Annotated in this window: 18 protein-coding genes; 6 read left to right on the top strand and 12 right to left on the bottom strand. The window is 71.7% G+C overall.

Going from position 1 to position 18,105, the window contains the following annotated elements; translation table 11 throughout:
* Positions 1-9: 9 nt before the first annotated feature.
* Both FBY23_RS08510 and FBY23_RS08515 read right to left on the bottom strand, forming a co-directional pair.
* Positions 10-1,155 (bottom strand): P1 family peptidase, encoded by a 1,146-nt coding sequence (locus FBY23_RS08510; RefSeq protein WP_141797755.1) that lies wholly within the window; start codon positions 1,153-1,155, stop codon positions 10-12.
* On the bottom strand, positions 1,145-1,777 hold the full coding sequence (locus FBY23_RS08515) for a TetR/AcrR family transcriptional regulator (RefSeq protein WP_141797756.1): 633 nt from the start codon (positions 1,775-1,777) through the stop codon (positions 1,145-1,147). Before FBY23_RS08515 ends, FBY23_RS08510 begins: the two co-directional genes overlap by 11 nt.
* Before the next feature lie 116 nt (positions 1,778-1,893).
* Between FBY23_RS08515 and FBY23_RS08520 the strand changes: the two genes are divergently transcribed.
* Both FBY23_RS08520 and FBY23_RS08525 read left to right on the top strand, forming a co-directional pair.
* A complete protein-coding gene (locus tag FBY23_RS08520; protein WP_141797757.1) occupies positions 1,894-3,315 on the top strand; it encodes an APC family permease in 1,422 nt (473 codons plus the stop codon).
* 90 nt (positions 3,316-3,405) lie between these two features.
* Positions 3,406-3,621, top strand: coding sequence for a cold-shock protein (locus FBY23_RS08525; protein ID WP_141797758.1), 216 nt, complete (start codon positions 3,406-3,408; stop codon positions 3,619-3,621).
* 78 nt (positions 3,622-3,699) lie between these two features.
* Here FBY23_RS08525 and FBY23_RS08530 read toward each other — a convergent pair whose 3' ends face one another.
* Positions 3,700-4,134: a hypothetical protein gene (locus FBY23_RS08530; protein WP_222117773.1), complete on the bottom strand. Its 435-nt coding sequence runs from the start codon at positions 4,132-4,134 to the stop codon at positions 3,700-3,702.
* Positions 4,135-4,226: 92 nt separating this feature from the next.
* On the opposite strand from FBY23_RS08530, the gene FBY23_RS08535 reads away from it, so the two are divergent.
* Positions 4,227-5,639 carry an HNH endonuclease signature motif containing protein gene (locus tag FBY23_RS08535; RefSeq protein ID WP_141797760.1) on the top strand — a complete coding sequence of 471 codons (1,413 nt, stop codon included), beginning with the start codon at positions 4,227-4,229 and terminating at the stop codon, positions 5,637-5,639.
* A 164-nt stretch (positions 5,640-5,803) separates the two neighbouring features.
* On the opposite strand, the gene FBY23_RS08540 is transcribed toward FBY23_RS08535, so the two are convergent.
* From FBY23_RS08540 to FBY23_RS08575, 8 genes are all read right to left on the bottom strand, one after another.
* Positions 5,804-5,983 carry a hypothetical protein gene (locus FBY23_RS08540; RefSeq protein ID WP_141797761.1) on the bottom strand — a complete coding sequence of 60 codons (180 nt, stop codon included), beginning with the start codon at positions 5,981-5,983 and terminating at the stop codon, positions 5,804-5,806.
* Positions 5,973-6,737, bottom strand: coding sequence for a class I SAM-dependent methyltransferase (locus FBY23_RS08545; protein WP_141797762.1), 765 nt, complete (start codon positions 6,735-6,737; stop codon positions 5,973-5,975). Before FBY23_RS08545 ends, FBY23_RS08540 begins: the two co-directional genes overlap by 11 nt.
* Positions 6,738-6,744: 7 nt before the next feature.
* The gene (locus FBY23_RS08550; protein ID WP_141797763.1) at positions 6,745-7,443 is read right to left on the bottom strand and encodes a metalloregulator ArsR/SmtB family transcription factor; all 699 of its coding nucleotides are present in this window, start codon (positions 7,441-7,443) and stop codon (positions 6,745-6,747) included.
* A 39-nt stretch (positions 7,444-7,482) separates the two neighbouring features.
* The gene (locus FBY23_RS08555; RefSeq protein WP_141797764.1) at positions 7,483-8,487 is read right to left on the bottom strand and encodes an ABC transporter permease; all 1,005 of its coding nucleotides are present in this window, start codon (positions 8,485-8,487) and stop codon (positions 7,483-7,485) included.
* A complete protein-coding gene (locus FBY23_RS08560) occupies positions 8,484-10,001 on the bottom strand; it encodes a sugar ABC transporter ATP-binding protein (protein ID WP_141797765.1) in 1,518 nt (505 codons plus the stop codon). The genes FBY23_RS08555 and FBY23_RS08560 overlap by 4 nt, the downstream gene beginning before the upstream one ends.
* Positions 10,002-10,025: 24 nt before the next feature.
* The gene (locus FBY23_RS08565) at positions 10,026-11,048 is read right to left on the bottom strand and encodes a sugar ABC transporter substrate-binding protein (RefSeq protein ID WP_141797766.1); all 1,023 of its coding nucleotides are present in this window, start codon (positions 11,046-11,048) and stop codon (positions 10,026-10,028) included.
* A gap of 26 nt (positions 11,049-11,074) precedes the next feature.
* On the bottom strand, positions 11,075-12,208 hold the full coding sequence (locus FBY23_RS08570; protein ID WP_141797767.1) for a class II histone deacetylase: 1,134 nt from the start codon (positions 12,206-12,208) through the stop codon (positions 11,075-11,077).
* 106 nt (positions 12,209-12,314) lie between these two features.
* Complete coding sequence (locus tag FBY23_RS08575; RefSeq protein WP_141797768.1) at positions 12,315-13,397, bottom strand: LuxR C-terminal-related transcriptional regulator; 1,083 nt, start codon at positions 13,395-13,397, stop codon at positions 12,315-12,317.
* 203 nt (positions 13,398-13,600) lie between these two features.
* Here FBY23_RS08575 and FBY23_RS08580 point away from each other — a divergent pair, with 203 nt between their 5' ends.
* Positions 13,601-15,226, top strand: coding sequence for an amidase (locus tag FBY23_RS08580; protein ID WP_141797769.1), 1,626 nt, complete (start codon positions 13,601-13,603; stop codon positions 15,224-15,226).
* Positions 15,223-15,954, top strand: coding sequence for a gamma-glutamyl-gamma-aminobutyrate hydrolase family protein (locus tag FBY23_RS08585; protein ID WP_141797770.1), 732 nt, complete (start codon positions 15,223-15,225; stop codon positions 15,952-15,954). The genes FBY23_RS08580 and FBY23_RS08585 overlap by 4 nt, the downstream gene beginning before the upstream one ends.
* Here FBY23_RS08585 and FBY23_RS08590 read toward each other — a convergent pair.
* Positions 15,951-16,457 carry a MarR family winged helix-turn-helix transcriptional regulator gene (locus tag FBY23_RS08590; RefSeq protein ID WP_141797771.1) on the bottom strand — a complete coding sequence of 169 codons (507 nt, stop codon included), beginning with the start codon at positions 16,455-16,457 and terminating at the stop codon, positions 15,951-15,953. The genes FBY23_RS08585 and FBY23_RS08590 overlap by 4 nt on opposite strands.
* 185 nt (positions 16,458-16,642) lie before the next feature.
* Between FBY23_RS08590 and FBY23_RS08595 the strand changes: the two genes are divergently transcribed.
* A complete protein-coding gene (locus tag FBY23_RS08595) occupies positions 16,643-18,103 on the top strand; it encodes an APC family permease (RefSeq protein WP_141797772.1) in 1,461 nt (486 codons plus the stop codon).
* The last annotated feature ends 2 nt before the right edge of the window (positions 18,104-18,105 follow it).

An 18,105-nucleotide genomic window follows, 5' to 3' on the forward strand; every position in this document is an offset into this window, starting at 1 on the left:
CCGCGGAAGTCATCGGCCTCGCGCGGTGAGGGCGGCCGGCAGGTCGGCGAGGGCGGCGTGGGGGAGCGCGGGCGTGCGGTGCCCGTCGCGCCCGACCATCTCCTCGTTGACGACCAGCGCGTTGAGCACCGACTCCTCCACGGCCTCGACGACCGCCGTGTAGAACGGGTCGATCGCACCCCAGGGCAGCACCTGCTGCTCGGCCAGCTCGGTCGGCGGCGGGTACAGCTGGCTGCGCAGTCCGGGCGCCGGCGCGGTCGAGAAGGCCAGGAAGATGTCCCCGGAGAAGTGCCCGCCCGCGGTGCCGGTGCGGGCCAGGCCGAGCGGCACCCGCCGGGCCAGCGCCTTGCACTGGTGGGGGAGCAGGGGCGCGTCGGTGGCGACCACGACGATCACCGACCCGGCGCCACCCGGCAGCGTCCCGGAGGAGGCGGGGGCCGCGAGACCGAGGTCGCGGACGAACCAGCCCGAGTCCTCCATCGGGTTGTCCTCGCCGAGGACCTGGCCGATCGGCGTACCGGCGACGACCAGCTCGCGGCGATCGCCGAAGTTGGCCTGGACCAGCACACCGACGGTGTACGTCGTACCCGCGAAGTCGACCTCGCGCGATGCCGAACCGGTGCCGCCCTTGAACGCGTAGCAGTTCATGCCGGTGCCGCCTCCGACCGAGCCCTCGGGCACCGGTCCGGCGGTCGCGGCGTCGAGCGCTGCGCGGGCGTGCTCGGGGCGGACGTGGCCGCCGTTGATGTCGTTGAGGTAGCCGTCCCAGGTCTCGCCGCACACCGGCAGCAGCCACTGCGCCGCGAGCCGCGGGTGGACCTCGTTGACCCACTCGACGACGCCGGTGTGGCAGGCGCCTACCGCGTGCGTGTTGGACAGCAGGACCGGCATGGTGAGGGCGCCGGACTCCTCGATCCAGGTGGTGCCGGTGAGCTCGCCGTTGCCGTTGAGGGAGTACGACGCCGCGGCGCACGGCTCGCCGACGCCGTCACGCCCCCGGGGCAGGATCGCGGTGACCCCGGTGCGTACGGCGGTCCCGCTGACCAGGGTCTCGAGACCGACGGTGACGCCGGGGACGTCGGTGATCGCGTTGTGCGGGCCGGGCCGCCCGGGAAGGGTGAGCAGGTCGCGGGCGCGGGGCTGGTCAGTGGGCACGGATGACCTCTCGTTCGGGAAGGATGTCGGCGCAGCCGGTGGCGAGGCGGGCGTACCCGCAGATCAGCGCCACGGTGCGGTCATAGTCGAGGGAGCGGATGCCGATGACGATGTGCTCGCCGTACGCGTCCTCGAGCGCGACCAGGTTCTGCGCGATGTCGGTGGCCTCGGAGGTGAGGGCGAAGTGGCCCTGGGCCACGCCGACCTCGAGGATGCCGACGTAGATCGCGACCTGGGTGTCGTAGAGGGCGGCGAACAGGTCGGCATTGTCCTCGCGCAGCCGAAGGTGCCCGTCCAGCTGGTAGAGCGCGCCGACCAGGTCGTCGTCGGGGGAGGAAGGCAGGCCGCCGCGGATGGTGGCGACCAGCTTGTCGCGGGCGTCGGGGTACTGGGTGACCAGCGAGAGCCGATCGTCGTAGAACCGCTTGCGAGCCCGGGCGTGGACCTCGTTGAGCAGGCCCTGCACGTCGTCGAAGTAGTAGTGCACGGTGCCGGTGGAGACGCCTGCGCGCGCCGCGACGTCGCGGATCCTCAGGCCGGCGGCCCCGACCTCGCGCAGCACCTGGAGGGCGGCCGCCACGATCTGGTCGCGCCGCTGCTCCTGGTCCTTGAACCGTGCCACCCCGTGCCTCCTCGCTGCTCTTCCTGACGCTGCGTCAGGAATGCAGAGGTTACAGATTGCCTATTGACAGCGGTATCCAATCAGTTCTTTGATTCAGCGTCAAAGAAAGGGGTGCCATGTCCGAGCTGCACCAGGCCGTCTCCGCCGGCCGCTACGAGCAGGAGCTCGCGCGATCGCTGTCGATGCGCGAGAACATCCTCATCACGCTGTCGTCGGTGACGCCGGCCTCCAGCGTCTTCATCATCGTCCCGGCGATCCTGCTGGGGGTGGGCGGCGCCTCGGTGCTCACGCTCGGGCTCGCGGCGCTGGCCGCGGTGCTCGTCGGCATCTGCTACGCCGAGCTGTCCGCGACGTACCCGGTCACCGGCGGCGAGTACACCTGGGCCGCCCGCCTGCTCGGCCGTCCCCTGGGGTTCGGCACCTTCATGCTCACGATGGTCAACGGGATCCTGATCATCGCCGTGATCGCGCTCGGCACCGGCGACTACCTGAGCGCCGCCTGGTCGGCGCTCGACGGGGTCTGGGTCGGCGCGGTCGTGATCGTCGCGACCACGGTCGTCGCCGCTCTCGACATCCGCACCAACGCCTGGGTGACCGGCGTCTTCCTCGCGACCGAGCTGCTCGCGCTCGTCGTACTCACCGTCCTCGGCTTCCTGCACCCCGAGCGCGGCCCGGGCGCCTTCCTCTCCGCGCAGACCGCGGGCGACCACGGTCTCCAGACCGTCGGCGTCGCCGCGATCATCGCGCTGCTGCCGGTCGCGCTCTTCGCGTTCAACGGGTACGGCGCCGCGGTCTACTACGTCGAGGAGACCAAGGACGCCAACCGCACCATCGGCCGGGTCATCCTGGTCTCGCTGGTCGTGACCGCGCTGGTCGAGATCGTCCCACTCGCCGCCGTCGTGATCGGCGCCCCCAGCATGGAGGCGCTGCTCGGCAGCGACGCCCCGATGAACTACTTCCTGCTCGAGCGCGGTGGCTCGGCCCTCAACACCGCCGTCAGCGTCGGCATCGCGCTCGCCATCGTGAACGCGGTCATCGCCGTGATCATCCAGATCGCCCGACTCGTCTACGCCTCGGCCCGCGACCGCTCCTGGCCCGGCCCCGTCGACGACGTCCTCGGCCGGATCCACCCCCGCTTCCGCTCGCCCGTCAACGCCACCTTCCTCGTCGGCGCCCTCTCCACCCTGACCGCCGTGGTCATCCCGCTGTCGTGGCTGATCACCGCCACCGGCGCCTCGGTCGCCCTGGTCTACCTCGTCGTCGGCGCGTGTGCCCTGCGGCTGCGGAGGCCCGGCGCGGCCTCCTCGCGCGGCTACCGGATGCCCCTGTGGCCGCTCCCGCCCGTGCTGCTCGTCGCGGGGATGGTCTACGTCTGCGTCGAGGTCGGCCGGGACGCGCCGTCCCAGCTGGTCATCGGGCTCGTGACGGTCGCGGTCGGGGTCGCCTACTACTTCGGGTTCATCCACCCGCGGCGTGGGGACCGGTGGACGTTGCCGGACCCGGTGGAGGAGGAGATCGAGGGAGGCGCGGCTTCGTGACGAGGTGGCCGGTTGGGTGACCGGATCTGCCGATATCGGGGCTAGTTCTGGTCATGGGACGCGCGTACACCGGTCGCCTAGGCTCACGCTATGAGAGTCCAGGGAACAGTTCGCCTGTGGCATGACGAGGAGGGCTGGGGCGTCTTTGATTCGCCCGAGACGCCGGGGGGATGCTGGGCTCACTTCAGCGCCGTTGATGTGCCGGGCTTCAAGACCTTGAAGCCCGGCGACCGCGTCGACTTCGACTTCGAGGCGGCCGATCAGGACGGGTTCGCCTTTCTCGCGAACAACGCGCGCCCGATCTGATCCCGCAGCTACTGCTGCTGTCGGGGCGGAGCGCCCGATCATGCCGCGTTTCGCTCAACGCCTATCAGCGGGGTCGGGCTATGCCGTGGGGCGAGGTGCCTCGCCACGCAAGATGGCGAGTCGGTTGGGCGGCGCATCGACGGCGAGGAACTCTGGGATGGTGCGATCGTCGCGGTTCGGTCGGGACAAGAACTCGACCGGCCATTCGGTGACCCGCTCCTGCCTGACGTGCCGGTAGTCCCCGGCTTCAGTTTCGTCGATGTACTCAACTTGTCGCACTAGGGCCAGCGGCTCTTTGGCTCCGACCAACCTCGCGGATGCTGCCTTCGCCTCCTCGTAGGTGCCGAACGCGTAGAAGTAGTCGTCCTCGTCGGCGACGTCTTCGGTGCCCCGGCCCAGATAGCACCAGACGCGGTACTCCAGAACTTCGTCCCACGCGTAGCCGCCGCCCGCATGAGCACGGGCCGGGTACTTGCCAACCATCTCTGGATCGACCGCCGCCGGGAAGGGCACGTCCCAAGGATTCCACGCGATGTCTTGAGACATCACAAGGAGACGGCTCGGGCATCCTTGTGTTCGAACACATGTTCGAGTAGAATGAGCGCATGTCTTCTCCCGGGGCGCTCGACCAGGCCACTGCTGTGGTCGAGCGTGCTGCGGAGCTGGCCGGTTGGAGCTGGGACAGTGTGACGGGCCCGGAGGCGGTGGCGGTGGTGGAGTCGATCGTCGCGGCACGGTCGTTCCTGGACGCCGCCCTGTTGCGGGGGATCGACCGGCTCGAAGCGACCGACGCGCTACATCCGTTGGGGTGGGCGTCGGTCAAGGACTTCCTGACCCACCTGACCGGTGGTCACAAGGGCACCGGTGGTGGGCTGGTCCGGACCGTCGAGCAGCTGCGTGATCTCCCCGAGGTCCAAGCGGCCCTCGAGACCGGACGGGTGACGTTACCCCAGGCTCGGGCGATCGCGGCCAAGGTCCACACCCTGCCCCGGGTGCACGAGTTCCGCACCACTGTCGCCGCACGGATGCTCGACCTGGTCGACACCCATGGCCACGACGCCAGTGATCTGCAGACCGCGTTCGGTGACGTGGTGCGCGACCTCGACCCCGACGCCACGGTCGTGAACAGTGAGAAGGAGAAGGCCAAGGCCGAACGCGGCGCCCACCACGCCCGGCACCTCTCGTTCGCCGAGGACGGCCACGGCGGGGTCAGGGTCAAGGGCTACGGCACGGCGGAGGACGCCGAGAGGATCAAGGCCACCCTCCACCCCCTCGCAGCGCCCGTCACCACCGAGCCCGGTGCGTGTGGCGGCGTGAACCGCCGACCCGGCCAGGCGATGTTCGACGAGGACGGTGTCGCCACCGCGGCGGCCTGCCTGACCCCGGGCTGTGGGCACGACGGTCGCGACCCGAGGGAGGCCGGTGCCCGGTTGTGGGACGCCTTGGTCGACGTGTGTGACCGGCTCGCCGCGACCGACGACCAGCTACCGCGTGACCACGGTGCCAAGCCCCGTGTAGTGGTGCTCATCGACCAAGACTCACTCAAACAGAAGGTCATCGACGCCGGTCTGGCCCACCCCGGGCAGACCCCGACCGGTGCCCGGTTCTCCGCGACCGCCGTACGCCGGATGGCCTGTGACGCCGAGATCATCCCCGGCGTCCTCGGCGCGCACGGTCAGGTGCTCGACGTCGGCCGCGCCCAACGTCTGGTCACCGCGGCGATCTGGACGGCACTGCTCATCCGGGACCGGCACTGCGCGTTCCCCGGCTGCACCCGGATGCCGCTGGCGTGCGATGCCCACCACGTCGTCCACTGGGCCGACGGTGGCCCCACCAGCCTCGACAACCTCGTGATGCTGTGTCGCCACCACCACGTCCTCATCCACCAGACGCCCTGGGTCGTCCACATCGACCCCGACACCGGACACCCCGTCTGGACCCCACCACCCCGACGCACGCTGGACGACCACCGCAAGGCAGGGATCGTCTACCGACCAGCACAACCACGCGCCGCCTGACATCCGGGAGCTGAGGGACCGGCGTAGTCCCGGGTGCCTAGGCTGGCGCGGTGGAGGTCTTCTTGCTCTGGCACGTCCGGCACGCCGGGAACTCGGACGGTTCTCCGACGGAGCACCGCGACGCCGACGGAGAGTTGCTCATCGACGAGGACTGACGACGGACCTCAGCCGTGCGGCACCCCCGTCACCGGTACGACGACCCGCTCCATCTCCTGCCCGCCGTCACACGTCATCAGCGCGATCGTGGCCAGCCCGTCCCGCTCGCTGACCACCTCCCAGTGGCCACCGGACAGGATCCAGCGGTCGAGCGCGGCCCGTCCGGGATCGGAGCCGTCAGCGGACACCGGACCCTGCCCACGCCGTCGCCGACATCGTGAACGGCCCGTCGCCGAGCTCGGTGCGGAGGAGGTCGACCACCCGTTCCTGCTGCTCGGGAGAAAGTGCGTCGAACGCGACCCCGGCAGTCCCGACCCCGAAGGTGTAGGGCTCCCACCACTCGTCGAAGGTGGCGAACGGGACGGTGACGGTCAGTGGCACCTCGGTGACCTCGCGCAGGCCCGCGGCGACCATCAGCGCGGCCAGGTCGCCGGCGTTGGATCCAGGGAGCGCTGCCTCGTCGGTGACGGTGGGGTCGACGGCGAGGACGGCGTGCCAGAATGCCGACAGGGGGCCGGTGCCGCCGCCGTGGTCCCACACGCAGGCGCTGACCCGGCCGCCGGGGCGGGTCACGCGCCGCATCTCGGCAAGGCCGGCAGGAGCGTCCGACATGAAGTGCACGACGAGCTGGGCGAGGGTGGCGTCGAAGGACTCGTCGGGGAAGGGGAGGTCCTCCGCCGACGCCCGGCGTACGTCGGCATCCGGGTGGGCGGCAGCGGCGGCGGCCACGAAGGTGGCGACCGGGTCGACGGCGGCGACCCGGGCGGCGCCCTGTCGTCGTACGAGCTCGGCGGTCAGCATCCCCGGACCGCACCCGACGTCGAGAACGGCCGCGGACGCGCCGACGCCGGCGAGGCCGACGTCGGCGAACAGCGGCGCGAGGGGAGTGGAGAACCTCCCCATGAAGCTGATGTAGGCGTCCGCCACCTCGAACATGGCCATGCCGCGATCATTCTCCGCTGCCGGGTGCTTGTCCATCGGTCCGCACGGTCACGCAGCAGTGCCCGGGGTCGGGCTCGAGGTGGGCGGTGACACCGGTGCAGCCGAGCCCGTCGGCGACGCCCTGGACGAAGGACCGGTTGAGGCCGCAGACGAGGGCGGTGTGCTTCTGGGCGAGCGCGTCGAAGGGGCAGTTCGCCAGGCACACCGCTTCGGGTGAGACGGAGGGCTCGTAGCCCTGGCCGGAGAGCACCGCGGCGAGGTCGGACAGCCCTGGATGAGCGGCCACGCCGGAGGCCTCGCCCGCCACGGACCGCCCCTCGGCGTGCGCGGACGCGGCGAGCGCCGCGTCGAGGTCCTCGCCCGCGCCGGCCCGGGCGACCGCCGCGGCGAGGATGTCGCCGACCAGGTCGTAGCGCCGGGGCGGGAGGGTGACCGCGAACTCGCGGGTCGCGCGCCGGTAGAGCTTGCTCGGCCGTCCGGCCCCCGGCCCGCTGCGCCCGCTGAGCCGGCGGAACTCCACGTCGAGCAGGCCCTCCTCGGCCAGCCGGTCGAGATGGAAGCTCACCGTGTGCTTGGGGATGTCGAGGGCCGCGGCGGTCGCGTCGCGTCCGACGGCGTCGGGCTGCCCGGCGACGTATTCGTAGAGGGCGCGCCGGGTCGGGTCGGCGAGTACGCCGATCGCGACGGCACCGGTCTCGAGGTCCACGCGAAGATTCTAAAACAGACTTCGCTTCGTGGAAGAGGGTCAGGTGGTCGCGGCCTCGGCGAGCGGCCGGCGTGGAGCGGTGGGCCGCACCGCGGCCAACGCCTCGAGCCGCGGCGCGAGGTAGGCCAGGCCGGCCGCGACGACGAGCGCGAGACCCTGGGCGACCTGCTGCCAGAAGGTCGGCACGCCGACCAGGGTCAGCCCGTTCTGCAGGATGCCGAGGAAGGCCACGCCGAGCACCACGCCGAACAGCGTGCCCGAGCCCCCGGTGAGGGCGACGCCGCCGACCAGGACCGCGGTCAGCACGGCGAGCTCGAAGCCGCTGCCCGCCGTACCCGACTGCACGGCGCCGAGCACCGAGGCCTTGATCGCGCCGGCCAGCGCGGCGCTGGCGCCGGTGGCGAGGAAGAGGGCGAAGGGGACGGTGCGGACCCGCACGCCGGAGAGGTACGCCGCCTCGCGGGAGACGCCGATCGCGTAGATGTGCCGCCCGACCGGGGTCAGCGCCAGGATCGCCCCGGCGACGAGCACCACGACCAGCGCGATCACGACCGGCGACGGCAGCCCGGCGACCTTCGCCCCGCCGAGCCACGCGAACGAGTCGCCGAAGCTGGTCAGCGGCAGCGGCGCGAACTGCTGGGCGAGGCCGCGGACGGCGGTGAGCGTGCCGAGGGTGACGATGAACGGCGAGAGCCCGACCACGCAGCACAGGAACCCGTTGACCGCGCCGACCGCCAGCCCGGCGAGCAGCGAGAGCAGCACGCAGGTGAGCAGGCTGCCGCCGTGCTCGGAGGCGAGCCAGCCGGCGGCGACCGCGCCGAGCGCGTAGGTCGAGCCGACCGACAGGTCGAGGTAGCCGCTGATCACCAGCAGCGCCGAGGGCACCGCGACGATCGCGAGGGTCGCGCTGTCGGTGGCGATCCCGAGCAGGTTCTGGCTGCCGACGAAGCTGCCGGTCGCGAGCTCGAAGCCGATCGCCATCGCGACGATGACCGGGATCAGCGGGTAGCGCGCGAGCTGGCGCAGGTTGAGGGAGGCGTTCATGACAGGTGCTCCTGGAGGTCGGTCTGGATCTCGGTGTCGGCCTGGTGGACCGCGTGCAGGAGGGCGTCCTCGTCGAGGGCGTCGCCGGCCAGCTCGCCGATGACCCGGCCGTCCTGCATGACCAGCGCGCGGTCGGCGAGGGCGACGATCTCCTCGGGGTCGGTGGAGGCGAAGACGACCGCCGTACGACGCTCCGAGGCGATCGTGCGCACCACCTTGTAGATCTCGTGGCGGGCCCGTACGTCGACGCCCTGGGTCGGCTCGTCGAGCAGCAGCACGGTGGTGGGCAGGATGCCGTTGATCCAGCGACCGAGCAGCAGCTTCTGCTGGTTGCCGCCGGAGAAGGCGCGGGCCGGCGCGTTCGGGGTCGCGGGGTGCACGGCCAGCGACGCGGCGAGCCGCTCGAAGGCCTCGGCCTCGGCCCGTCGCCGGCGCAGCCCGAACATGGACAGCACCCCCTGCGCCGGGAGCAGCGCGTTGTCGAGCGCGCTCAGCGAGGCGAACAGGCCCTGCCGGCCGCGGTCGCCGGGCACCAGCGCCAGGCCGGCGGCGAGGGCGGCGCGGGGCGTCGCCCGTCGTACCTCCCGGCCGCCGACGGTGATCGAGCCCTGCCGGGCCCGCCGGCCGAAGATCATCTCCAGCGTGCGGGTGCGACCGGAGCCGATCAGCCCGTAGAGACCGACGATCTCGCCGGGCCGGACCTCGAGGTCGACCGGGCCGATGCCCGGGCCGGTGAGGCCGCTGACCCGCAGCTGCGGGGGATCGGCGTCGTGCACGGGGCCGGCCGGCGGCAGGTCCGCGGGCGGCTCGGCGATCGCCTCGATGATGTCGCGGCGGGTCTTGCCCTCCAGCGACGTCGCGACGTGCACCTTCCCCTCGCGCAGCACCGTCATCCGGTCGGCCAGCCGCTCGACCTCGCCGAGCAGGTGGGTGACGTAGCAGATCGCCAGGCCCTGCTCCTGCAGCGAGCGGACCGTGCGCTCCAGGGCGCCGATCTCGTGCGAGGACAGGGCAGCGGTCGGCTCGTCGAGGACGAGAACGACCGGGTCGCGCGAGAGCGCCTTGGCGATCTCGACCAGCTGCTTCTGGCCCATCGGCAGGTCGCCGACCCGGCTGTCGACCGACGACGTCGCCCCGAGCCGGTCGAGCAGGCGGCGCGCCGCCTCCCGCTGGCTGCTGCGGTCGACGAGGCCGAGGCGCCGGTGCTCCTGGCCGAGGAAGATGTTGTCGACGACCGAGAGCGAGTCGACCAGGCTGAGGTGCTGGAAGATGATCGCGATGCCGGCGTCGATCGACTGCCGCGGGGTGAGCCCCGCATGGCTGCGACCGCCCACCTCGATGGTGCCGCCGTCGGGGTGGAACGCCCCGCCCAGCGCCTTGATCAGGGTGGACTTGCCCGCGCCGTTGTGGCCGAGCAGCGCGTGGACCTCACCGGCCTCGATGGTGAGGTCCACGCCCTGCAGCGCGTGCACGCCGCCGAAGGACTTCCGGAGCCCGGTGACCCGCAGTGTCATGACCGACTACCTGTCCCGTCCCGCTCAGCCGTACTGCGCGATGATCTCGTCGAGCAGCGCGTCGCCCTGCTTGACCAGCGTGATCGGTACGTCGGTGCTGGCCTCGGCGTCGCTCTTGCCGTCGGCCACCGCCAGCGGTACGTCGATGACCGCGTTGCCGATGTCGCGCAGCTGCAGCGCGGCCGAGGCCCGGTAGAAGGTGCCCTTCTTGATCAGCTCGAGCGAGCCCAGGTCGCCGTCCTGGCCGCCGACGTAGGTCTTCGCGTCGGTCTCCGAGCGCCCCGACTCGACGAGTGCCTTGTAGCCGCCGAAGGCCGCACCGTCGGTGATGCCGAGGATGACGTTGACGTCGGGGTGCTTGGCGAGGATCGCCTTGGTCTTGGTCAGCGCGGTGTCGGGGTCGATCGCCTGCTCGCGGCCGACGACCTCCATGTCCGGCGCAGCCTTGGTGAAGGCGTCGATCATGCCCTTGGTGCGCTCGATGCCCAGCTGGATGGTGTCGTCGACGAGGAAGGCCACCTTGCCCTTGCCGCCGAGGGCCTGGTTGGCCCAGGCCGCCGCGTCCTCGCCGAGCTTGCGACCGCCCTCCTCGAAGCTGAAGGTGATCGAGGCGCTCTGGTTCTTCAGGGTGCCGCCGTAGGTCACCCAGATGATGCCCGCCGACAGCGCCTTGGCGGCCTGGGTCTCGAGGGCCTCGAAGACCATCGGGAAGGACACGATCGCCGGCACCTTCTTGGCGATCAGCGTGTCCAGGTTGGACGCCTGGACGTCCGGCTTGCCGTTGTCGTTGGTCTGCTCGAGCGAGACGCCCTTCTCCTTGGCCCGCTCCTTGGCGAACCTGGCGACGCCGGCGTAGACGGGCAGGAAGGTGAACGGGTAGTCCCAGGCGACGGTGTCGACGTCCTTGCTGGACTTCGCGACCTTGTCGCCGGAGGCCTTGGTGCTGGACGGTGCGCTGCACGCGGAGGCGAGGACGGCGGCCCCGATGCCGCCGGTCCAGGCGAGGAAGCTGCGACGGTCGACGGACTTCTTCACGACTGCGTTCATGGTGGTGCTCCGATCGGGTGGAGGGGTCACGAACCGGCGCGGACGCCGGCGTGGATGTCGTCGAGGAGGGGCACGACCTGGTCGATGACGGCGGTCTGGTGCGGCTGCAGCTCGAGCCCGGCCATGCCGCCGAAGATCGGCTCGTAGGGGTCGGTGAGCGGCTCGGTCACGCCGGCGAGCGCCTCGATCACGGCCAGGCCACAGAAGGGGACGTAGACCGGGTTGTAGCCGCCTTCGTGACTCATCGCGAGCCGCCCCTCGCAGTGCGTCGCCGCGAGGTCGAGCAGTCGCTCGGTCATCGCGCGATAGCTGCTGCTGGTCAGCGCCTGCCGCGACAGCGGGTCGGTCGCGTTGGCGTCGAAGCCGCTCGCGACCAGGATCAGATCCGGCCGGAACCGGTCGACCGCCGGTGCCACGACCCGGTCGAAGGCGGCGAGGTAGCCGCCGGTGCCGGTGCCCGGCGGGAGCGGCACGTTGACGGCGTACCCGAAGCCCGCGCCCTCGCCGCGCTCGGTGACGAAGCCGGAGTCCGGCGGGAACACCCGGTCCTGGTGCAGCGAGATGGTCAGCGTGTTCGGGTCCTCCCAGAACGTCTTCTGGGTGCCGTTGCCGTGGTGGACGTCCCAGTCGAGGATCGCGATCCGCTCGACGCCGTGGGTACGACGTACCGCCCGGGCCGCGATCGCGAGGTTGCCGAACATGCAGAAGCCCATGCCGGTGGCGGGCTCCGCGTGGTGTCCCGGCGGCCGGATCAGCGCGTACGCGTTGTCGACCCGGCCCTCGACGACCGCCGTGGTCGCCTCGATCATGCCGCCGGCGGCGAGCCGCCCGATCTCGATGCCGCCCGGCCCGAACGGGCTCAGCCCGTCACCCGAGTCGCCCCCCTTGGGCTGCTCGCTCCCGGCCTTGATCCGGGCGAGGTGCTCCTCGGTGTGGACCGCGAGGATCTCCTCGTCGGTGGCCTTGCGCGGCTCGAGCCGGGTGAGGTGGTCGATCGTGCCGGAGACGACGACCAGCTCGTGGATGCGGCGCTTGGTCTCGGCGTTCTCGAAGTGCTGGAACGGCTGGATGCCGGCGCGGTGGTCGGCGGGGAAGAGCCCCGCGTTGGTTCCGGTGTCGTGCCAGCCGAAGAGCTCGTGGTACAGGTAGCCGGTCGCCATCGCGCCTCCCGGGGATACGGCGCCGGTGGTTCCGGCGCGGTCCCGCAATCGTGGGACCGCGGTGTGACGTGGGTCATTGGCAGAAATGCCAGTCTTGGGGCGTCCGTCAGGCGATCGGCTGCTGCAGCACCCGCGCCAGCGATCGGACCGACGCCGGGTCGGCCGACGGGAGCAGCACACCGGCCGCGGTCGCCTTGGCGGCCGCACCCGCGCGCGACGGGCTGCCCAGCCGGGCCAGGATGGCCTCGACGTGGGCGGCGACGGTGCGCTGGGTCAGGCACAGCTCGTCGGCGATCTCGCGGTTGCCGGCGCCGGTCGCGACGGCGGTGAGCACCTCGAGCTGGCGCAGGGTCAGCCCGAGGGTGGACGCGGCGGGGCGGGTGGCGACGGTGCAGGGCTGGCGCATCGCGGCCCGGCCCGACGGGCAGTGCACCCGGACCTCGATCAGCCGGCCCGCCTGCTGGTGCAGGAAGGTCGCGAAGCGGGTGCCGCTGCCGAGGATCGATCGGATGATGCCGAGCAGCTCGTCGTCGAGTGCGGCGTGCAGCGGCGCGCGGCCGACCACGGGCGTGGCCCGGCCGGCGGCGTCGAGCCGGACCACGGCGTACTCCCGGGGCAGCGTCACGTCGGGGGTCGAGCAGGTCGCGACCGTGGTCAGCCGGGCGAAGGCGCGGCCGAGCGGCGGCAGCGCGCCGGTGAGCTCGGGCGCGAAGTCGCGGGTGCTGCGGGCGGACAGGTGCAGCATCCCGACCAGGTGGGTGCTGGAGTCGCGCAGCGCGAGGGAGATGCCGTCGTCGTAGCCCGCCGGGTGGAGGACGTCGAGGTAGTGCGCGGAGCGGCGGAAGTCGTAGGGGTCGTCCTCGTCGATGCGCAGTCCGCCGGTCGCAGCGAGCACACGTCGTCCGTGCGGCGAGGGCGCCAGGTCGGCGCACAGGTGCTGGGAGACCTCGGCGGAGTAGCCCACGCTCGCGACGGTCTGGAAGGAGGGCGCCTGCGGGTCGTCGGCGTCGGTGAGGGCCGTGTCGAGCTGGCAGGCGGCGGCGCCGAGGTCGCCGGCGAGCCGCTCGAGCAGGCGGGGCGCGGCGGTGGTCGCCTCGTCGGGCGTGGCCAGGGCGGCCAGGTCGCCGAGGAGGTCGATCAGGCGGTCCGAGACGGGGTGCGGGGCGCTCGCCCCGATGGGTGCGTCCATGCTCCCCCCCACGGTGACGGACAGGTTGGTTCGGCTCCTCACGGTAGAGACCCCGGGGAGGGCTGGCAAGGGTCCCGGGTGAGTGGTCCGACAGGCGGGAAGGGGCTTGCGGAGGTGATGGTCGCCACCTTACGTTCGGACCCGAACAAAGATCGTTCGTACCAAAACGATCTCTGGTGAAGGGTCGAAAGGACGAACTCTCCATGGCCAACCTCTCCCGCCGCACCGTCGTGACGGGCGCCACCGCCGCCGGCGTCGCGCTCGGCGCCCTCGCCTCGACAGGTGGGCCTGCCGAAGCCGTGCCCGACGTAGCGTGGCCTGCTGTGAAGCGACCCTCCGACCTGAGCCGCATCGTGTGGTGGTCAGCCGCCGAGCTCTCCTCAGCGATCCGGCGCCGCAAGGTCACCTGCGTCGAGGTGATGACCGCCTACCTCGACCACATCGCCGCGGTGAACCCGTCCGTCAACGCGATCGTCGCGCTGCGCCCCCGCGCCGAGCTGCTCGCCGAGGCGGCCGCGAAGGACGCCCTGCTCGCCGAGGGCACCTACCAGGGCTGGATGCACGGCTTCCCCCAGGCCGTGAAGGACCTCGCCAACGTCAAGGGCCTGCCGACCTCGGCCGGCTTCTTCGGCCGGCCCGGCGTCCCCGCCGCGCCGCCGGCCGCCGCCGACTCCCTCTTCGTCGAGCGGGTCCGCGCCGCGGGCGCGATCTTCATCGGCAAGACCAACACCCCCGAGTTCGGTCTCGGCTCGCACACCTACAACAAGGTGTTCGGTACGACGCTCAACGCCTACGACCAGACCCGCTCCGCCGGCGGCTCCAGCGGCGGCGCGGCCGTCGCCGTCGCGCTGCGGATGCTCCCGGTCGCCGACGGCAGCGACTTCTTCGGCTCGCTGCGCAACCCGCCGGGATGGAACAACGTGCTCGGCCTGCGTCCGTCGTACGGACGCGTGCCGGGTGCGGGCAACGAGCAGTTCGTCCAGCAGGGCGGCACCGAGGGCCCGATCGCCCGGGACGCCCGCGACCTCGCGCTGCTGCTCGCCACGATGTCCGGGTACGACGTCCGGGCGCCGCTCGCCATCGAGCAGGACCCCGAGCCGCTGGCGAAGGTGCGCCGCTCGTCCCTGCGCGGCGCGAGGATCGCCTGGCTCGGCGACCTCGGCGGCTACCTGCCGATGGAGCCCGAGGTGCTCGAGGTGACCGGCGCCGCGGTCGAGCGGATGCGCTCGCTGGGTGCCACCGTCGACGAGCTCGACGGCCTCCCGGCCGGCCCCGGCTTCGCCGGCAACGCCGACCTGTGGCCGACCTGGCTGGTGTTCCGGCACTGGATCAGCGGCGGCCTGAACAAGCCCGTCTACGACAACCCCGCCTGGCGGCCCTACCTCAAGCCCGAGGCGGTCTACGAGATCGACGGCCTGCTCAGCGGCGCCGACGGCAACCCCGCGCTCACCGGCCTCGACGTCTGGAACGCCTCGGTCAAGCGCACCGGGCTCTACAACGCCTTCCGGGTGCTGTTCGAGAAGTACGACTACGTGCTGCTCCCGACCGCCCAGGTGATGCCCTTCGACGCCGACCTCGAGTGGCCGGCCGAGGTCAACGGGGTCCCGATGTCCAGCTACCACCGCTGGATGGAGGTCACCGCCATCGGCACGCTCCTCGGCGCCCCGACGCTGGCCATGCCGGCCGGCTTCGGCTCCTCCGGGCTGCCGATCGGCCTGCAGGTCATCGGCCGCAACCACGACGACGCGGGCGTCATCGAGCTCGCCGCCGCCTGGGAGCGCGACACGCGCTTCGTCGAGGACCACCTGCCCGCCCTGGTCGCGCCATGAGCCGCCGCCCGCTGATCGCCGTCCCGGCGCGGTTCTCCGAGTCCGCGTCGGCGCTGCGCTACCGCGCCGACGTGACGGCCCGCGCTCTCGCCGAGGCGGTGTACGCCGCCGGCGGCGAGCCGCTCGTGGTGCACCCGGTCGCCCCGGGCGCGCAGGTCGACGACGCCGAGGTCGCCGCCCGCCTCTGGTACGCCGACGGCGTGCTGCTGCCCGGCGGGGGCGACCTGGCCGCGCGGTGGGCGGGCCAGGAGGCGCACTCGACGGAGTACGACGTCGACGAGGAGCAGGACGCCTTCGACCTCGCCGTCGCCCGCCACGCCCTCGGCACCGGCCTGCCGCTGTTGGCGATCTGCCGCGGCAACCAGGTCGTCAACGTGGCGCTGGGAGGCGACCTGATCCAGGACCTGGGGGAGCGCACGCACCGCCACGTCGTCCACGAGATCGCCGTGGAGCCCGACTCGCTGCTCGCGGGCATCGTCGGGACCTCGCCGAGCATCTCCTGCTACCACCACCAGGGCATCGGACGTCCCGGCGCGGGCCTGCGGGCCGTCGCCGAGTCCGCCGACGGCGTCATCGAGGCCGTGGAGCTGGCCGGCGCCCAGGGCTGGTACCTCGGCATCCAGTGGCACCCCGAGGACACCGCGGCCACCGACCCGGCCCAGGCCGGGCTGTTCCGTGCGCTGGTCGACGCGGCGCGGGACCGGGCGCTGGTCCAGGGGCGGCCCTAGTCCGCGTCCTGGCCCTCGACCGCGTTGACGACCTCGCGCAGGGTCTTGGTGAAGGTGGTGACCTTGCGGTCCGAGAGCTGGCTGATGATCTCCGACTCGACCGCGTTGAACTCGGGGTAGAGCTGCTCCATCAGGCTGATCCCTTCGGGGGTCAGCCGGAGCCGGACCAGGCGACGGTCGTTGTCGTCGCCCTCGCGCGCGATCAGGCCGCGCGCCTCGAGCGTCTTCACGACGCCGGTCAGGGTGGCCTTGGAGATGTCGGCCGACTCGGCCACGTGACGGGTCTCCATGCCGTCCCAGATCCAGACCACCCACAGCACGACGAACCCGGTCCAGGTCATGTCGTGCTGGCGCAGCACCCGGTTGGTCAGCTCGCTGCGCACCGCGTTGGCGGCGCGGAACAGGTTCGACAGGGCGTTCGCGGCGGCGAAGTCCAGGGGGAGTGCGCCCACGTGGTCCTTCATCGCGCGCTCGGTCTCCTCGAGCGTGTGGCGGTCCGGCATGCAGGTCAGCGTAGCCATGACCTCGGTCTGCCGAGATCGTTTGGGGGCAAACATTCTTCGGAAAACCTCCTCCGGGGGTCTGGTGCCGTGGGTCACATTGCGGCTATCGTACGGATCCGAACGATCCGGCGAAAGGGTTGCCGGGCACCGCCGGCCCCGGCCGCGCGTACAGCGAAGGAGTCCCGATGTCGGACACCGTCAACACCACACTCCGCAGGAATGCGCTCGGCGTCGGGGCGATCGTCTTCCTGGTCCTGGCAGCGGTCGCGCCGCTGACCGGCATGGTGGTGGTCGCCTCCCTGGCGATCGCCCTGGGCAACGGAGGGGGTACGCCGTTCGCGTTCCTCGCCGTCGCCGTCGTCCTGCTGCTCTTCGCGATCGGCTACGGCAAGATGTCGAGCGAGCTGGTCAACGCGGGCGGCTTCTACGCCTTCGTCGTCAAGGGCCTCGGCCGTCCGGCCGGCCTCGCCGCAGGCTTCATCGCGATGCTCGGCTACAACTTCTTCGTCGTCGGCACCATCGGCACCAGCGGCTTCTTCATGAAGATCGTGATCGCCGACAAGACCGGCCTCGACATGCCCTGGCTCTTCTGGGGCCTGGCCTCGATCGCGGTCTGCTACCTGATGGCGCTGCGCGGCGTCGACTTCAGCTCGAAGATCCTCGGCGTCTCGCTGGTCCTGGAGACCTCGATCCTGATCGTCTTCGACGTCGCCGTGCTGTTCAAGGACGGCTACTCCTTCTCGGCGTTCTCCTTCGACTCGATCACCTCCGGCTCGCTCTCGATCGGCCTGCTGCTCGCCGCCACCGGCTTCCTCGGCTTCGAGGCGACCTCGCTGTTCAGCGAGGAGGCGAAGAACCCGCTCACCACGGTCCCGCGGGCGACCTACGTCGCGATCACCCTCATCGGCGTCATCCTCGGCGTCACCACCTGGGCCGTCGTCAGCGCCACCGGCGTCGCGCAGGCGCAGGACACCGCGATCGCGCACCTGCCGACCGGCGACCTGGTGTTCAGCCTCGCCGACACCTACATCGGCGGCTTCCTGACCGACGTCATGAACTGGCTGCTGCTGGTCAGCCTCTTCGCCGCGATGCTCGCCTTCCACAACTCCTCGAGCCGCTACATCTTCTCGCTGGGCCGGGCGCGGATCCTGCCGCAGGTGCTCTCGAAGACCGGGCCCAGCGGTGCGCCGTACGTCGCCAGCACGGTGCAGGCCGCCTTCGCGGTCACCGTCGCGGTGATCTTCGCGATCGCCGGCGCCGACCCGATCCTGACCGTCGTCCCGAGCATGCTCGGCTTCGGCACCCTGGCCATCCTGGTCCTGCAGGCGCTCGCCGCGCTGTCGATCGTGGTCCACTTCCGCCGCAAGAACGACCCGCGGATCGGCTCCACCCTGATCGCGCCCGGGCTCGGCTTCCTCGGCCTGTGCTTCGCCGTCGCGCTCGCCTTCAAGCACTTCGAGATCGTCGCCGGATCCGACTCCAGGGCGGTGAACTCGCTGCCGTGGCTGCTGGTCGCGGCGCTCGTCGGCGGCATCGGCTACGCCCTCTACCTGCGCAACTCCCGGTCGTCGGTCTACGACGCCCTGTCGAGCGACCTGGAGCGCTTCGACGACCACCTCGCCACCGACGCCGCCCCCGGCCGATGATG

Origin of the sequence: Nocardioides sp. SLBN-35 (genome assembly GCF_006715725.1) — a bacterium.
Lineage (GTDB): Bacteria > Actinomycetota > Actinomycetes > Propionibacteriales > Nocardioidaceae > Nocardioides.

Excerpts from the sequence above, each read along its gene's own strand:
- FBY23_RS08520 (WP_141797757.1), top strand. The coding sequence starts at position 1,894 with ATGTCCGAGCTGCACCAGGCCGTCTCCGCCGGCCGCTACGAGCAGGAG.
- FBY23_RS08525 (WP_141797758.1), top strand. The coding sequence starts at position 3,406 with ATGAGAGTCCAGGGAACAGTTCGCCTGTGGCATGACGAGGAGGGCTGG.
- FBY23_RS08535 (WP_141797760.1), top strand. The coding sequence starts at position 4,227 with ATGTCTTCTCCCGGGGCGCTCGACCAGGCCACTGCTGTGGTCGAGCGT.
- FBY23_RS08545 (WP_141797762.1), bottom strand. The coding sequence starts at position 6,737 with ATGGCCATGTTCGAGGTGGCGGACGCCTACATCAGCTTCATGGGGAGG.
- FBY23_RS08555 (WP_141797764.1), bottom strand. The coding sequence starts at position 8,487 with ATGAACGCCTCCCTCAACCTGCGCCAGCTCGCGCGCTACCCGCTGATC.
- FBY23_RS08560 (WP_141797765.1), bottom strand. The coding sequence starts at position 10,001 with ATGACACTGCGGGTCACCGGGCTCCGGAAGTCCTTCGGCGGCGTGCAC.
- FBY23_RS08565 (WP_141797766.1), bottom strand. The coding sequence starts at position 11,048 with ATGAACGCAGTCGTGAAGAAGTCCGTCGACCGTCGCAGCTTCCTCGCC.
- FBY23_RS08570 (WP_141797767.1), bottom strand. The coding sequence starts at position 12,208 with ATGGCGACCGGCTACCTGTACCACGAGCTCTTCGGCTGGCACGACACC.
- FBY23_RS08575 (WP_141797768.1), bottom strand. The coding sequence starts at position 13,397 with ATGGACGCACCCATCGGGGCGAGCGCCCCGCACCCCGTCTCGGACCGC.
- FBY23_RS08580 (WP_141797769.1), top strand. The coding sequence starts at position 13,601 with ATGGCCAACCTCTCCCGCCGCACCGTCGTGACGGGCGCCACCGCCGCC.
- FBY23_RS08585 (WP_141797770.1), top strand. The coding sequence starts at position 15,223 with ATGAGCCGCCGCCCGCTGATCGCCGTCCCGGCGCGGTTCTCCGAGTCC.
- FBY23_RS08590 (WP_141797771.1), bottom strand. The coding sequence starts at position 16,457 with ATGCCGGACCGCCACACGCTCGAGGAGACCGAGCGCGCGATGAAGGAC.
- FBY23_RS08595 (WP_141797772.1), top strand. The coding sequence starts at position 16,643 with ATGTCGGACACCGTCAACACCACACTCCGCAGGAATGCGCTCGGCGTC.